Origin of the sequence: Pseudomonas sp. RW3S2, assembly GCF_014268955.1 — a bacterium.
Taxonomy (GTDB): domain Bacteria; phylum Pseudomonadota; class Gammaproteobacteria; order Pseudomonadales; family Pseudomonadaceae; genus Aquipseudomonas; species Aquipseudomonas wayambapalatensis.
Genome location: NZ_JABWRM010000004.1, coordinates 183506 through 196091 on the forward strand (window position 1 = coordinate 183506; position 12586 = coordinate 196091).

The following is a 12586-nucleotide window of genomic DNA, read 5'->3' on the forward strand; positions in this document are numbered from 1 at the left end:
GGCTCAGGATTGCGGATTGTTCTGTTCGATCTGCTGACGCCGCTGCTGTTGCTGGCGCTGCAGGATGTAGCGGGCCAGGAGCTGGCGCTGGGCATCGGTCATGTCGATGAACTCGGTGCCAACCTCGAAATCGCCTTCGGGGCGCGGGTCGCAGTGGGTGACGCGGCCACGCAGCAACAGGCCGTGGGCGCGTGGCATCAGCACCATCTTCACCTTGACCCGGGTGCCGGGCGCGATCTGCTGCGCCTGGGCGAACTCGACACCGCCTTCGGAGATGATCACCCGCTGCGGCTGGCCGATCTCGCCGATCAGCGTGTGCGCGACTACCGCGCTGAGCAGGTCGAGGCGTTTGTTCTGGGCGCGCAGGAAGGCAGCCAGGGTACGGTCCTTGTCGCTGAGCTGGCGCAACAGGTGCTGGGATTCGAAGTCCGACAGGTGCAGCTCGCTGAGCAGGTTGAACAGTGGTGAATCATCCTGCAACAGTTCTGGCTCAAGGGCTTCGGCTGCACTCAGGGGGCTGATTTCCAGTGCGATCCTGTCTTCGATGCGGTAGTATTCCCGGCGATCTTCTTCGTCTAATGTCGTCATGGCGAACCCATGGTTGCGGCGGTGGTCCGAGTGTAAAGCCGCCGTAGGCGCCTCGCCACCAGGACGTTCCCTTTCATCCGAACAAGCCCCGACATGTTCAGACCTCTCTTCGTATTCATCGGTACGCGCTACACCCGTGCCAAGCGACGCAACCATTTCGTCTCGTTCATTTCCCTGACCTCGATGATCGGCCTTGCCCTGGGCGTGGTAGTGATGATCGTGGTGCTGTCGGTGATGAATGGCTTCGATCACGAGATGCGCACCCGCGTCCTTGGCATGGTTCCCCACGCCACCATCGAGGGCGACCAGCCCATCGGCGACTGGCAGGCCCTTGCTCAACAAGTAAAGCAGAATCCGCACGTGCAGGCGGTCGCGCCCTTCACGCAGATGCAGGGGCTGCTCACCCATGACGGCAAGGTGCAGAAGATGCTGCTCAACGGCATCCAGCCGGATCGCGAGCGTGAGGTGTCGATCATCGACAACTTCCTGCAGCAGGGCAGCCTCGACCAGTTGGCGCCCGGCGAATGGGGCATCCTCATCGGTGACAAGGCCGCCACCAAGCTGGGTGTGAAGGTCGGCGACAAGGTCACGTTCGTCGCGCCCGAGGTGAGCATCACCCCGGCCGGGATGTTCCCGCGCATGAAGCGCTTTACCGTGGTCGGCACCTTCCATGTCGGCGCCGGCGAGATCGACGGCTACCTGGGGCTGACCAACCTCTCCGACCTTTCGCGCCTGCACCGCTGGAAGGCCGACCAGGTGCAAGGCCTGCGCCTGAAGTTCGATGACCTGTTCAAGGCGCCGCGCGAGGCCTGGAGCATCGTCCAGCAGTTGGGCGAGCACCAGTACTACGCCCGCGACTGGACCCGCACCCAGGGCAACCTGTACCAGGCGATTCGCATGGAGAAGTCGATCATCGGCCTGCTCCTGCTGCTGATCGTCGCGGTGGCGGCGTTCAACATCATTTCCACCCTGGTGATGGTGGTCAATGACAAGCGTGGCGACATTGCCATCCTGCGTACGCTTGGCGCCACGCCCCGGCAGATCATGGCGATCTTCATGGTCCAGGGCACGGTGATCGGCGTGGTCGGCACGCTGATCGGCGCGGTGGTCGGGATTATCGCCGCGCTCAACGTCAGTGCGGCGATCGCTGGCGTCGAGACCCTGATCGGGCACAAGTTCCTCAATGCCGATGTGTACTTCATCGATTACCTGCCGTCGCAGATCATCGCCCAGGACGTGTGGATGGTCTGCGGTGCGGCGCTGGTCCTGAGTTTCCTCGCCACCCTGTATCCGGCCTGGCGTGCAGCGCGCACCCAGCCTGCAGAGGCGCTACGTTATGAGTGAGTCGCGCATGAGTGATAAAGCCGTACTGAGTTGCCGCAACCTGGGCAAGTCCTATGACGAGGGCCCGGAGTCGGTGCAGGTGTTGTCGGGCCTGAGCCTGGAACTGCACCCGGGTGAGCGGGTGGCCATCGTCGGTAGCTCCGGCTCTGGCAAGAGCACGCTGCTCAACCTGCTGGGCGGCCTCGATACGCCAACCCAAGGCAGCGTCTGGCTGGCCGGGGAAGAACTTTCGGCGCTTGGCGAGCGTGATCGCGGCTTGCTGCGCAACCGCGCCCTGGGTTTCGTCTATCAGTTCCACCACCTGCTGGCAGAATTCACGGCACTGGAAAATGTCTGCATGCCGCTGCTGATCGGTCGTACACCCATCCCGGAAGCACGTCAGCGGGCTGAGGCGCTGCTCAAGCGTGTAGGCCTTGGCCATCGACTGAATCACAAACCTGCCGAGCTGTCCGGCGGTGAGCGCCAGCGCGTGGCGATTGCCCGTGCGCTGGTCAACCAGCCGGGCCTGGTGATGCTCGACGAACCCACCGGCAACCTCGACCACCACACCGCCCTGGGGATCCAGGAACTGATGCAGGAACTGTCGACGGCGTCGCGCACGGCGTTCCTGGTGGTGACCCACGACCTGAGCCTGGCACGCAAGATGGACCGTGTGCTGAGCCTGGAAGACGGTCGTCTGGTCTCGATCTGATTGCATGGGGCCGCCTGCGCGGCCCCAATCTACTGTTCAACTGGGTGTTCGCGTACATGTTCAGACCCTTGCCCTTGTTCATCGGTGCCCGCTACACCCGTGCCAAGCGCCGCAATCACTTCATCTCGTTCATCTCCATGACCTCGATGATCGGCCTTTCCCTGGGCGTGCTGGCGATGATCGTGGTGTTGTCGGTGATGAACGGTTTCCAGCGTGAGATGAGCTCGCGCGTGCTGGGGCTGGTGCCCCATGCCAGCATCCTTGGCGTACAGCCGCTGGATAACTGGCAAAGTGTTGCCGAAACCGCGCTGAAGAACCCGGCGGTTATCGCCGCGGCGCCTCTGACGGAAATGGAAGGCATGCTCTCCTACAAGGGCGCGATGCAGCCGATCCAGGTCAGCGGTATCGACCCGGCGCAGGAGGGCAAGGTCTCCATCGTCGGCCAGCATATCGTCCAGGGGGCCTTGCAAGCCCTGCAGCCGGGTGAGTATGGCGTGGTGCTCGGGGAACTGACGGCCCGTCGCTTTCGTCTGAACACCGGCGACAAGGTCACCCTGATCGTCCCGGAGGTGAGCAGTGCGCCTGGTGGTATCACCCCGCGCATGCAGCGCCTGACCGTGGTCGGCATCTTCAAGGTCGGTGCCGAGCTGGATGGTTCGCAGGCCTACATCCATATGGCCGACGCCGGCGAGATGCAACGCTGGGCGCCGGGCCAGGTGCAGGGCGTACGCCTGAAGCTGCACGATCTGTACGCTGCACCGCAGGTGTCCAAGGCGATCGCTTCGGGCCTGGGCGATGCCTACCGCGCCGATGACTGGTCGCACACCCAGGGCAGCCTGTTCAGTGCGATGAAGATGGAAAAGACCATGATCGGACTGCTGCTGCTGATGATCATTGCCGTGGCAGCGTTCAACATCATCGCCACCCTGGTGATGGTGGTGAACGACAAGGGCGCCGACATCGCGATTCTGCGCACCATCGGGGCGACGCCGGCGCAGATCATGGGCACCTTCATGGTCCAGGGCAGCCTGATCGGTATCGTCGGCACCCTGATCGGCGGGGTGTTGGGCGTGATCGGTGCGCTCAACGTCAGCGCCATCGTCGGTTGGCTGGAACGCACCAGCGGCCAGCATATCTTCACCTCCGACATGTACTTCATCAGCAGCCTGCCGTCGCAGTTGCAGTGGGGCGATGTCGCGATCATTTGTATCGCGGGCTTGGTGATGAGCTTCCTGGCCACGTTGTATCCGGCCTATCGCGCGTCGCAGATCGAGCCTGCAATGGCATTGCGCTACGAGTGACGTGTGGCCCACGCCAGCCTGCCTCAGCCTGTCTGGGGCAGGTCGATCACGAAGCGCGTCCATCCCCCTTCACAGCGAGCCTGAATCCCCCCGCCATGGGCCAGTACGATGGATCGGGTGATCGCAAGTCCCAGCCCCGCATGCTCGCTGCTTCCTTCATGGCGCATCGGTTCCTCCCGATAGAAGCGGTCGAACAGGCGCGGCAGCGCCTGCGCTGCTATCGCGGGGCCGGTATTGGCGATCTCTATGTGCAATCCCGGTGACAGCGTCACCTCGATGGTCCCACCAGGCGGGGTGAAGCGCAGCGCGTTGTCCAGCAGGTTGGACAGGGCTCGGCGCAGCATGTGCCGGTCGCCCGCTGTTTGCGCTTCGCCGCGGCGCAGCAGGGTGATGCCGGCATCCTCGGCCAGTGGCGCGTAGTACTCCAGCAGTGCGTCGGTCTCGGTCGCCAGGTCCAGGGCCTGTCGGCTGGGCATCAGCAGACCGTGGTCGGCCTTGGCCAGGAACAGCATGTCGTTGACCATCTGCGCCATGTGCTGCAGTTCTTCGAGGTTGCCGTGAAGGGCTTCGCGGTATTCCTCCAGGCTGCGGGGGCGGGTGAGGGTGACCTGGGTGTGGGTCAGCAGATTTGACAGCGGCGTGCGCAGCTCATGGGCGATGTCGGCGGAAAACGCCGAGAGGCGCTGAAAGGCATCATCCAGGCGTTGCAGCATGGCGTTGACGGTCTGGCCGAGCTCGGCGAGTTCTTCAGGCAGTTGCGCCACTGGCAGGCGCGTGGTCAGCGAGCGCGCATTGACGCTGGCGGCCACCGCGCCCATCTGGCGCAACGGTCGCAAGCCTCGGCGTGCAGCCCAGGCGCCGAGGAGGGCTGTGGCCAGCGCGCAGAGCCCGACGGTCAGCCAGATCAGCTGCTGCATGCGTTGCAGAAAGTGCTGATGGTGGGTGATGTCGAGAAACAAGGTGACCTGGGCGTTTGGCAAGGCCTGGCACAGGCTGCGGTAGTCCATGCCGTCACTGTGCAGGGTGGCCAGGCCCGGCTGGCGGGGCTCCTGCGGCAAGCCTGCGCGGCTGTCGAACCACAGCGTACCGTCGTTGCCGCGAATGCGCAGGGCCAGGTCCGACTGGTGGCTGAGCTCGCTGCGCAGCGCCGGCAGGTGGTCGTCCAAGGCTGCGCGGGAGTCGACATCGGCCAGGTGCGCACGCAATTGCGAGAGGCGAGCGCTGAGCAACTGCTGGTCGAGCTCGACGAAGTGGCGCTCACTGGCATGGCTGAACAGCAACCCGGCGCTCAGCGAAACGGCGGCGGTGCAGGCGGCGAACAGCAGGGCCAGGCGCCCGCCGAGGGAGAGTCGGGGCATCAGTCGTGGCGCTCCTCGAGCACGTAGCCCATGCCGCGCACGGTATGGATCAGCTTGTTGGCGTGGTTGTCGTCGATCTTCAGGCGCAGGCGACGGATCGCGACCTCGATCACATTGGTGTCGCTGTCGAAATTCATGTCCCACACCTGCGAAGCGATCAGCGATTTGGGCAGCACCTCGCCCTGGCGCCGCAGCAGCAACTCGAGCAGGGCGAATTCCTTGGCGGTCAGGTCGATGCGGCTGCCGGCGCGCTCGGCGCGGCGACGGATCAGGTCCAGGCGCAGGTCGGCCAGGGCCAGGGTGGTGTCCTGGGAGGGGCTGGCACCGCGGCGCAGCAGGCTACGTACCCGGGCCAGCAGTTCGGAGAAGGCAAAGGGTTTGACCAGATAATCGTCGGCACCCAGCTCCAGGCCATGGACGCGGTCTTCGACAGCGTCACGCGCTGTCAGGAACAATACCGGCGTGTCCAGCCCGGCCTGGCGCACAGCCTGGAGGATCTGCCAGCCATCCCGGCCCGGCAGCATGACATCCAGGATCAGCAGGTCATGGTCGCCGGTGAGCGCGAGGAATTGACCCGTTTCGCCGTCGCCGGCCAGCTCCGTGGCAAAACCGGCTTCGCTCAGGCCCTGGCGCAGGTATTGGCCGGTCTTGGCCTGGTCTTCGACGATCAGCAGTTTCATGCACTGTCCACTGTCAAAAAGGTAAACGCACGAGCACTCCAGTTTTCATAGAACAGCCCGGAGTGTCGTGCCGCAGCATTGGCTCAAATGATACGTGACGATCGGCAAGCGCGCCCAAGCTGACAAACTTGTAATCTGCCTGTCAGCCAGCCGCCAGTCCTATGGCCCTAGAGTGGGTCCATCTCTAGCGCACAAACCGGAGTTGCCATGAAACATTTGATTCTCGCCGCTACCCTCGCCGTGGTCAGCCTGCCGGTCTTCGCCGATGGCGCCAAGACCTTCGGCTTCGGCGAGCCGGCTCCGGCCTCCAAGGCCACCCGTACCGTCGATGTGGTGCTCAAGGATATCGCCTTCGAGCCCAAGAGCCTGCAGGTCAAAGCCGGCGAGACGGTGCGCTTCGTGGTGATCAACGAAGGCAAGCTGGCTCATGAGTTCAACCTGGGTGACAAGGCCATGCACGTCGAGCACCAGAAGGAGATGGCGGCCATGGCGGGCATGGACCATGGCAACATGGCCGGGATGGACCACAGCCAGATGGGCCATGGCGGCAACGGGCATGATCAGGGCAACACTGTGCTGGTCCAGCCCGGGCAGCGCGCCGAGCTGACCTGGACCTTCCGCAAGTCGGCACCCATCGAGTTCGCCTGCAATGTGCCGGGCCACTATCAGGCGGGCATGGTCGGTCAGTTGACCATCGAGTGACTTCATCCCCAAGGCGGGCTGCAAAACCGGTAGAATGGCGCCATTCCCGCGCTTTCAGGTCATATACATGCATCCCGCCGCCGAACACTCCCCGCTGGGCAAGTCCAGCGAATACATCGCCACCTACACTCCGTCGCTGCTGTTTCCGATCCCACGCACGGCCAAATGGGCCGAGCTGGGTGTGACCGCACAGACCCTGCCGTGGCAGGGCGTGGACTACTGGAACTGCTTCGAACTGTCGTGGTTGCTGCCCTCCGGCAAACCGGTGGTGGCCATCGGCGAGTTCGCCATCCCGGCCGACTCGCCGAACATCATCGAGTCCAAGTCGTTCAAGCTCTACCTCAACTCGTTGAACCAGACGGTGTTCGCATCGATCGGCGAGCTGCAGGCATGCCTGGAGAAGGACCTGTCCGCTGCGGCAGGCAAGCCTGTGAGTGTTCAGGTTCGAACGCTGGGTGAAGTCGAGCAGCAGGGGGTGGTGGCCTTGCCGGGCCAGTGCATCGATGCGCTGGATGTGAGCATCAGCAACTACGAGCAACCCCAGCCTGAGCTGCTGAGCTGCAACTCGGAGCGTATCGTCGAAGAAACGCTGCACAGCCACCTGCTCAAGTCCAACTGCCCAGTCACCGGCCAGCCTGACTGGGGGAGTGTGGTGGTCGAGTACAAGGGCAGCGCGCTGGATCATGCCAGCCTGCTGACCTATCTGGTGAGCTTCCGCCAGCATGCCGACTTCCATGAGCAGTGCGTCGAGCGGATCTACCTGGACCTGTTGCGCCTGCTGAAGCCTGAGCATCTGACGGTGTATGCGCGTTATGTGCGCCGGGGTGGGTTGGACATCAACCCGTACCGCAGCAACGGGCCGATCAGTGCGCGCAACGGGCGGTTGGTGCGGCAGTAAGGTCAATGCTTGGCGCCCCAACCAGCGCGAGGCCGCTCCTGCAGAGCTTGCGCTGACTGCAGGGCGGCGCCGGGTGGTGAAATCAGATCCCCATGCTGTGCAGCGAGTTGGCAATGCTGCGCAGCGTCGCCGTGAGGTCCGGGTGATCGGCTTCGAAGCGCTCGATGGCCAGGTTCACGCCATCGACCAGGTTGTTGTCTGGCGTGGCCTCTTCGAGCTTCAGTTGCGCTTCGATCTGTCGCGCTTCTTCATGCAGGCTGGCGAGTTCTTCTTCCGACAGCGGTACGTTTCGATCCAGTTGCTCGCGCAGGCTGTTGAGGCGCTCTTGCAATTCGCGGGCGGGCATTGGCTGTTCTCCATCAATGACTTGGCAAGCCATGGACCTCGGCGAAGCGGCAAAGGTTCTGGCCTGACTTCAAGCGTAATCCACTTGCCGGCGCTTTGCATGACCGGCATCAACGACGCTGTGTCAGGGTTTTTCACCCTTGCGCCGCCGCTGAGCGATGTCCGCGAGGCAGGTTTCCAGTGATTCCAGGTGGTCGATCACCGAATGCACGCCCAGGCCGAACAGCTCGAGGGTGGCTTTGCCGCGGGCCAACTCCTGCTCCTGTACGCTCATGGCTTGCCACAGATTCGATGCCTGGTCGCACGACGGGCTGCAGGCGGCGAGGCCGACCGTCCACAATCCGGCGTTCAGGCCCGACTGCAACAGGCGCGGCTCGCCACTGACCAGTACGCAGCCGTCGAGGCGATCACTGTTCAATGACATCAAGGCATGCCAGCAGGCATTCGGTGAAGGCCATGGCGAACCGTTGGCGACCTGGCCGGGCAGCCAGTCCGGGAGCACGCTGGCCAGACGCTCGCCTTGATGGTTGTGCAGATCGTCCAGCCAGATGCAGGGTACTTGCTGGCGCCGCAGCTGTTCTAGGGTGTCCAGGGCGCCAGGGGCGGGCAGGGGGCTGCCGTTCGCGGTCTGGACCAGGCAGCCGCGCAGGCCGAACAGCACAGCAGTGAGGGCAGGTGCTTCGTGCATGGCAACATCCCTGAAATACACCGCAGGCTAAACACCCTTCATGACGGTCGGATGACAGTTGGAAGATGAAACTCTTGTTCACAAAATGTTGAACAAAGGTGTGTAATGCTGGCTGCCTGCCAGATTGCCTTTATACTGGCGCACTATCCAGCACCGCCTTCAGGCGGCTGCCACCGTGAAATCCGATGGAGAAACATCTATGCAGAGGATCGGTGCCGGTGTGATCGAGCGAATCACCCAGGCCTGTGTCTGTGCCAGCCTGTTGCTGGCGCCTGTGGCCGCCACCCAGGCGGCGACCGAGGAAGATCCTTGGGAAGTGGTCAATCGACCGATCTTCAGGTTCAACGACACCATTGATACCTACGCCCTCAAGCCGTTGGCCCAGGGCTATCAGGCCGTCACCCCGCAGTTCCTCGAGGACGGCATTCACAATGTCTTCCTGAACCTGGGCGACGTCGGCAACCTGGTCAACAATGTCCTGCAGCTCAAGCCTCGCGCCGCAGGCATCGACACGGCGCGGCTGATCGTCAACACCACATTCGGCCTGGGTGGCTTCATCGACGTCGGCACCCGCATGGGACTGCAGCGCAACGACGAAGATTTCGGCCAGACCCTTGGCTACTGGGGCGTGCCCAGCGGGCCATACGTGGTCATTCCGCTGCTTGGGCCAAGCACGGTGCGTGACGGCCTGTCCAAGTACCCGGACTCCTTCACCGAACCCTACCGCTATATCGATCATGTACCGACCCGCAACTCGATCTTCGCCCTGAACGTGATCGATACCCGCGCCAGCCTGCTGTCGGCAGAGAAGCTGATGCAGGGCGACAAGTACATTTTCATCCGCAACGCCTACCTGCAGAACCGCGAGTTCAAGGTCAAGGACGGCGAAGTCGAAGACGACTTCTGAGTCAGGCGAACAGAAGAAGGCGACCGCAAGGGTCGCCTTCTTCATTTTGGCGCAATGTGAGAATGGGGCATTGGGGCACTGAATCCTTTTCACGCCTGGTGCGTTCAGCTTCTCTCCGATTGGCGGCACAATGGCGGTCGTTCTCATTCTCAAGGGTGGCTGGCCCCATGGCGGCATTCAAGCGCTCCGATCTGGCGGACCTGAACGTGTTCTTCACCATTGCTCGCCGCGGCAGTTTCGTCGATGCCGCCAACGAACTCGGGCTGACCGCCTCGGCGTTGAGCCACACGATGAAGAAGCTCGAAGATTGCCTCGAAGTCCGCCTGCTCAATCGTACCAACCTTCGGTGGCACTGACGGCCGCCGGCAGCGATCTCATGCAGTCCCTGGCCCAAGGCTTCGAGGCCATCGGCCACGGCCTCAATACCCTCGAAGACTACCGCAAGGCGCCAGTCGGCCGCCTGCGTCTGAACATTCCCCATGACGCCGGGCGCCTGCTGATCCTGCCGGTGCTTGATCAGTTTTTGTCGCGCTTTCCCCAGGTGCACCTCGACCTGGTGATGGACGACCGCATGCTCGACATCGTTGCCGAAGGCTTCGATGCCGGTATCCGCTTCGGTGCAACCGTGCCCAGGACATGATCGCAGGGGTTGCTCGGCACGCTCGACGATCTGGGCGTGGGTTGCATCGCCTTCTCGCCGTTGGCCCAGGGCATGCTCACCGACAAGTATCTGCAGGGCGTGCCGAGTGAATCGCGCGCCACCCGTGGCGGTTCGCTGCCCTCGCGCATGCTCGGCGATGACAACCTGGCGCGCATCCGCAGCCTCAATGACATCGCCCAGGCCCGCGGCCAGACCCTGGCGCAGATGGCGATTGCCTGGGTGCTGCGTGACTCGCGGGTGTCCTCGACGCTGATCGGCGCTCGCACACTGGCGCAACTCGACGACTCCCTCGATGCGGTGGGCAATCTGCAGTTCACCGCCGACGAGCTGGCTGCCATCGACCGTCATGCCACCGATGGTGGTGTCGACCTGTGGAGTGTGTCGTCGAACATCGGTCGTCGCTGAACCCTGATCCTTTCAAGACTTGCCCTCGAGTGGCTCCAGGCATTTACATCCTGTAATTGTCTGGCCGCTCAAGGGCTTTTCTATGCCCAACCGTACGCCAAACGGCCCCGCCAAATAACCGCTGGTGATTAGCACAGCGAACTCGACCCTCGTATGCTTGAAACGCCCCGCGGATGGGAGTACCGTCTGCGCCTTACAGGGCACCACTGCGATTTGCTGGACAGGTTTTCTTGTCCTACACCTCAAAGAGAAGTGGTCACAGAGTATTCCAGTAGCCGTCCGTCGCCCTTGCCGATGCCCGCTACGCCAACCAATCGGCGCCGTTCGCCCACATGCAGAAAACCAGTGCAACGCTGCTGATCATCGATGACGACGACGTGGTTCGTGCAAGCCTCGCCGCCTATCTGGAAGACAGTGGCTTCAGCGTCCTCCAGGCCGGTAATGGCCAGCAGGGGCTCCAGGTCTTCGAAGAACACCAGCCCGACCTCGTGATCTGCGATCTGCGCATGCCGCAGATGGGCGGCCTCGAACTGATCCGCCGGATCACCGAGCACGCTCCGCAGTTGCCCGTGATCGTGGTGTCCGGTGCCGGCGTCATGAGCGATGCGGTCGAGGCCTTGCGCCTGGGCGCGGCCGACTACCTGATCAAGCCGTTGGAAGACCTTGCCGTGCTCGAGCACTCGGTGCGCCGTGCGCTCGACCGTTCGCGCCTGGTGCTCGAAAACCAGCGCTACCGCGACAAGCTCGAAGCTGCCAACCGGGAGCTGGAGGCCAGTCTGCACCTGTTGCAGGAAGACCAGACCGCCGGCCGCCAGGTGCAGATGAACATGCTGCCGGAAAAGCCGTGGACCGCGGGCGACCTGTCGTTCGACCACCAGATCATTCCCTCGCTCTACCTCTCCGGCGATTTCACCGATTATTTCCGCGTCGACGAGCGCCGCATCGCCTTCTACCTGGCCGACGTATCCGGCCATGGGGCGTCCTCGGCATTCGTCACCGTGCTGCTCAAGTTCATGACCACCCGCCTGCTGTTCGAATTCAAGCGCAACGGCAAGATGCGCGAGTTCAAGCCGTCGCAGGTGTTGGCGCACATCAATCGTGGCCTGATCAACTGCAAGCTGGGCAAGCATGTGACCATGGTCGGCGGGGTGATCGACGAGGAGACCGGCCTGATGACCTACAGCGTCGGCGGCCATCTGCCGCTGCCGGTGCTCTACACCCCGGGCCAGGCCCGCTACCTGGAAGGCCGTGGCCTGCCGGTGGGGCTGTTCGATGAAGCCACCTACCAGGACCATGTGCTCGAGCTGCCGCCGCGCTTCAGCCTCACGCTCATGTCCGACGGCATTCTGGACCTTTTGCCCGGGGATACACTCAAAGATAAGGAAGCGGCCTTGCCGGAAATCGTCAAGACCGCGGGGGGCAGCCTGGACGGGCTGCGCCAACGATTCGGATTGGCTACGCTTGGGGAGATGCCGGATGATATCGCCCTATTGGTGTTGAGCAGGAACCTTCAATGAGTACCGGTAGAATCCAGTTCGCCGAGCAGAGCGGTACCTTCGTACTGAAATTCGTCGGTGAAGTGCGCCTGACCCTGTGTTCGGCGCTGGATGCGACGATCGAGAAGATCTTCACCGCACTGAACTTCTCGGCCATCGTCATCGACCTGACCGAAACCGAGAGCATCGACAGCACCACCCTGGGCCTGCTGGCAAAGCTGTCGATCCTGTCGCGGCAGAAGGTCGGCCTGCTGCCGACCGTGGTCACCACCAATCCGGACATTTCCCGGTTGCTGCAGTCGATGGGGTTCGACCAGGTATTCAACATCGTCGACCGTCCGCTGCCATGCCCGGATTGCCTGAGCGACTTGCCATCGCAGGATCAGAACGAAGAAGTGGTGCGCTCCAAGGTGCTGGAAGCGCACAAGATCCTCATGGGGCTGAACGATTCCAACCGCGAAGCGTTTCGTGACCTGGTGAGTGCGCTGGAGCGTTCCTGACTCGGCGCCAACGGCGCCCTGT

At 63.0% G+C, this 12586-nt stretch carries 16 protein-coding genes; 11 read left to right on the forward strand and 5 right to left on the reverse strand.

Annotation, left to right across the window (positions count from 1 at the left end; translation table 11 throughout):
- Window positions 1–3 precede the first annotated feature (3 nt).
- Window positions 4–588 carry a PilZ domain-containing protein gene (locus HU748_RS07770; RefSeq protein ID WP_186666294.1) on the reverse strand — a complete coding sequence of 195 codons (585 nt, stop codon included), beginning with the start codon at window positions 586–588 and terminating at the stop codon, window positions 4–6.
- A 93-nt stretch (window positions 589–681) separates the two neighbouring features.
- On the opposite strand from HU748_RS07770, the gene HU748_RS07775 reads away from it, so the two are divergent.
- Genes HU748_RS07775 through HU748_RS07785 form a run of 3 tightly spaced genes read left to right on the forward strand, consistent with a single transcriptional unit; the run spans window position 682 to window position 3924 of the window.
- The gene (locus HU748_RS07775; protein ID WP_065861986.1) at window positions 682–1932 is read left to right on the forward strand and encodes a lipoprotein-releasing ABC transporter permease subunit; all 1251 of its coding nucleotides are present in this window, start codon (window positions 682–684) and stop codon (window positions 1930–1932) included.
- A gap of 7 nt (window positions 1933–1939) precedes the next feature.
- Window positions 1940–2623 carry a lipoprotein-releasing ABC transporter ATP-binding protein LolD gene (lolD, locus tag HU748_RS07780; RefSeq protein ID WP_186666292.1) on the forward strand — a complete coding sequence of 228 codons (684 nt, stop codon included), beginning with the start codon at window positions 1940–1942 and terminating at the stop codon, window positions 2621–2623.
- Between the two features lie 56 nt (window positions 2624–2679).
- Window positions 2680–3924 (forward strand): lipoprotein-releasing ABC transporter permease subunit, encoded by a 1245-nt coding sequence (locus tag HU748_RS07785; protein WP_186708366.1) that lies wholly within the window; start codon window positions 2680–2682, stop codon window positions 3922–3924.
- Between the two features lie 23 nt (window positions 3925–3947).
- Here the strand turns inward: HU748_RS07785 and HU748_RS07790 are convergent, their stop codons facing one another.
- Both HU748_RS07790 and cinR read right to left on the reverse strand, forming a co-directional pair.
- Window positions 3948–5285: a heavy metal sensor histidine kinase gene (locus tag HU748_RS07790; protein WP_186720081.1), complete on the reverse strand. Its 1338-nt coding sequence runs from the start codon at window positions 5283–5285 to the stop codon at window positions 3948–3950.
- A complete protein-coding gene (gene cinR, locus HU748_RS07795; protein ID WP_186666289.1) occupies window positions 5282–5962 on the reverse strand; it encodes a two-component system response regulator CinR in 681 nt (226 codons plus the stop codon). Before cinR ends, HU748_RS07790 begins: the two co-directional genes overlap by 4 nt.
- A gap of 207 nt (window positions 5963–6169) precedes the next feature.
- Between cinR and HU748_RS07800 the strand changes: the two genes are divergently transcribed.
- Together HU748_RS07800 and queF are read left to right on the forward strand one after the other, a co-directional pair.
- Complete coding sequence (locus tag HU748_RS07800; protein WP_186666288.1) at window positions 6170–6664, forward strand: cupredoxin family protein; 495 nt, start codon at window positions 6170–6172, stop codon at window positions 6662–6664.
- Window positions 6665–6731: 67 nt separating this feature from the next.
- Entirely contained in the window at window positions 6732–7562 is an 831-nt protein-coding gene (gene queF, locus HU748_RS07805) for an NADPH-dependent 7-cyano-7-deazaguanine reductase QueF (protein WP_186666287.1), read from the forward strand.
- A gap of 82 nt (window positions 7563–7644) precedes the next feature.
- On the opposite strand, the gene HU748_RS07810 is transcribed toward queF, so the two are convergent.
- Window positions 7645–7908 (reverse strand): DUF4404 family protein, encoded by a 264-nt coding sequence (locus HU748_RS07810; RefSeq protein ID WP_063545619.1) that lies wholly within the window; start codon window positions 7906–7908, stop codon window positions 7645–7647.
- A 123-nt stretch (window positions 7909–8031) separates the two neighbouring features.
- Complete coding sequence (locus HU748_RS07815) at window positions 8032–8595, reverse strand: phosphonoacetaldehyde phosphonohydrolase-related protein (RefSeq protein WP_186666286.1); 564 nt, start codon at window positions 8593–8595, stop codon at window positions 8032–8034.
- A 199-nt stretch (window positions 8596–8794) separates the two neighbouring features.
- Here HU748_RS07815 and HU748_RS07820 point away from each other — a divergent pair, with 199 nt between their 5' ends.
- The 6 genes from HU748_RS07820 (at window position 8795) to rssC (ending at window position 12564) form a co-directional block, all read left to right on the forward strand.
- Window positions 8795–9502, forward strand: coding sequence for a VacJ family lipoprotein (locus HU748_RS07820; protein WP_186666285.1), 708 nt, complete (start codon window positions 8795–8797; stop codon window positions 9500–9502).
- A gap of 167 nt (window positions 9503–9669) precedes the next feature.
- A complete protein-coding gene (locus tag HU748_RS26585) occupies window positions 9670–9858 on the forward strand; it encodes a LysR family transcriptional regulator (RefSeq protein ID WP_186719932.1) in 189 nt (62 codons plus the stop codon).
- A 20-nt stretch (window positions 9859–9878) separates the two neighbouring features.
- Entirely contained in the window at window positions 9879–10142 is a 264-nt protein-coding gene (locus HU748_RS26590) for a LysR substrate-binding domain-containing protein (RefSeq protein WP_186719934.1), read from the forward strand.
- Between the two features lie 9 nt (window positions 10143–10151).
- Window positions 10152–10568, forward strand: coding sequence for an aldo/keto reductase (locus HU748_RS07835; RefSeq protein WP_186719936.1), 417 nt, complete (start codon window positions 10152–10154; stop codon window positions 10566–10568).
- A 332-nt stretch (window positions 10569–10900) separates the two neighbouring features.
- Entirely contained in the window at window positions 10901–12085 is a 1185-nt protein-coding gene (rssB, locus tag HU748_RS07840) for a two-component system response regulator RssB (protein ID WP_186666280.1), read from the forward strand.
- Entirely contained in the window at window positions 12082–12564 is a 483-nt protein-coding gene (gene rssC, locus HU748_RS07845) for an anti-sigma factor antagonist RssC (RefSeq protein ID WP_054894422.1), read from the forward strand. Before rssB ends, rssC begins: the two co-directional genes overlap by 4 nt.
- Window positions 12565–12586: the final 22 nt, after the last annotated feature.

What these genes read in the sequence shown, in the direction of transcription:
- HU748_RS07770 (WP_186666294.1), bottom strand. Translation starts at nt 588, where the DNA reads ATGACGACATTAGACGAAGAAGATCGCCGGGAATACTACCGCATCGAA.
- HU748_RS07775 (WP_065861986.1), top strand. Translation starts at nt 682, where the DNA reads ATGTTCAGACCTCTCTTCGTATTCATCGGTACGCGCTACACCCGTGCC.
- lolD (WP_186666292.1), top strand. Translation starts at nt 1,940, where the DNA reads ATGAGTGATAAAGCCGTACTGAGTTGCCGCAACCTGGGCAAGTCCTAT.
- HU748_RS07785 (WP_186708366.1), top strand. Translation starts at nt 2,680, where the DNA reads ATGTTCAGACCCTTGCCCTTGTTCATCGGTGCCCGCTACACCCGTGCC.
- cinR (WP_186666289.1), bottom strand. Translation starts at nt 5,962, where the DNA reads ATGAAACTGCTGATCGTCGAAGACCAGGCCAAGACCGGCCAATACCTG.
- HU748_RS07800 (WP_186666288.1), top strand. Translation starts at nt 6,170, where the DNA reads ATGAAACATTTGATTCTCGCCGCTACCCTCGCCGTGGTCAGCCTGCCG.
- queF (WP_186666287.1), top strand. Translation starts at nt 6,732, where the DNA reads ATGCATCCCGCCGCCGAACACTCCCCGCTGGGCAAGTCCAGCGAATAC.
- HU748_RS07810 (WP_063545619.1), bottom strand. Translation starts at nt 7,908, where the DNA reads ATGCCCGCCCGCGAATTGCAAGAGCGCCTCAACAGCCTGCGCGAGCAA.
- HU748_RS07815 (WP_186666286.1), bottom strand. Translation starts at nt 8,595, where the DNA reads ATGCACGAAGCACCTGCCCTCACTGCTGTGCTGTTCGGCCTGCGCGGC.
- HU748_RS07820 (WP_186666285.1), top strand. Translation starts at nt 8,795, where the DNA reads ATGCAGAGGATCGGTGCCGGTGTGATCGAGCGAATCACCCAGGCCTGT.
- HU748_RS26585 (WP_186719932.1), top strand. Translation starts at nt 9,670, where the DNA reads ATGGCGGCATTCAAGCGCTCCGATCTGGCGGACCTGAACGTGTTCTTC.
- HU748_RS26590 (WP_186719934.1), top strand. Translation starts at nt 9,879, where the DNA reads ATGCAGTCCCTGGCCCAAGGCTTCGAGGCCATCGGCCACGGCCTCAAT.
- rssB (WP_186666280.1), top strand. Translation starts at nt 10,901, where the DNA reads ATGCAGAAAACCAGTGCAACGCTGCTGATCATCGATGACGACGACGTG.
- rssC (WP_054894422.1), top strand. Translation starts at nt 12,082, where the DNA reads ATGAGTACCGGTAGAATCCAGTTCGCCGAGCAGAGCGGTACCTTCGTA.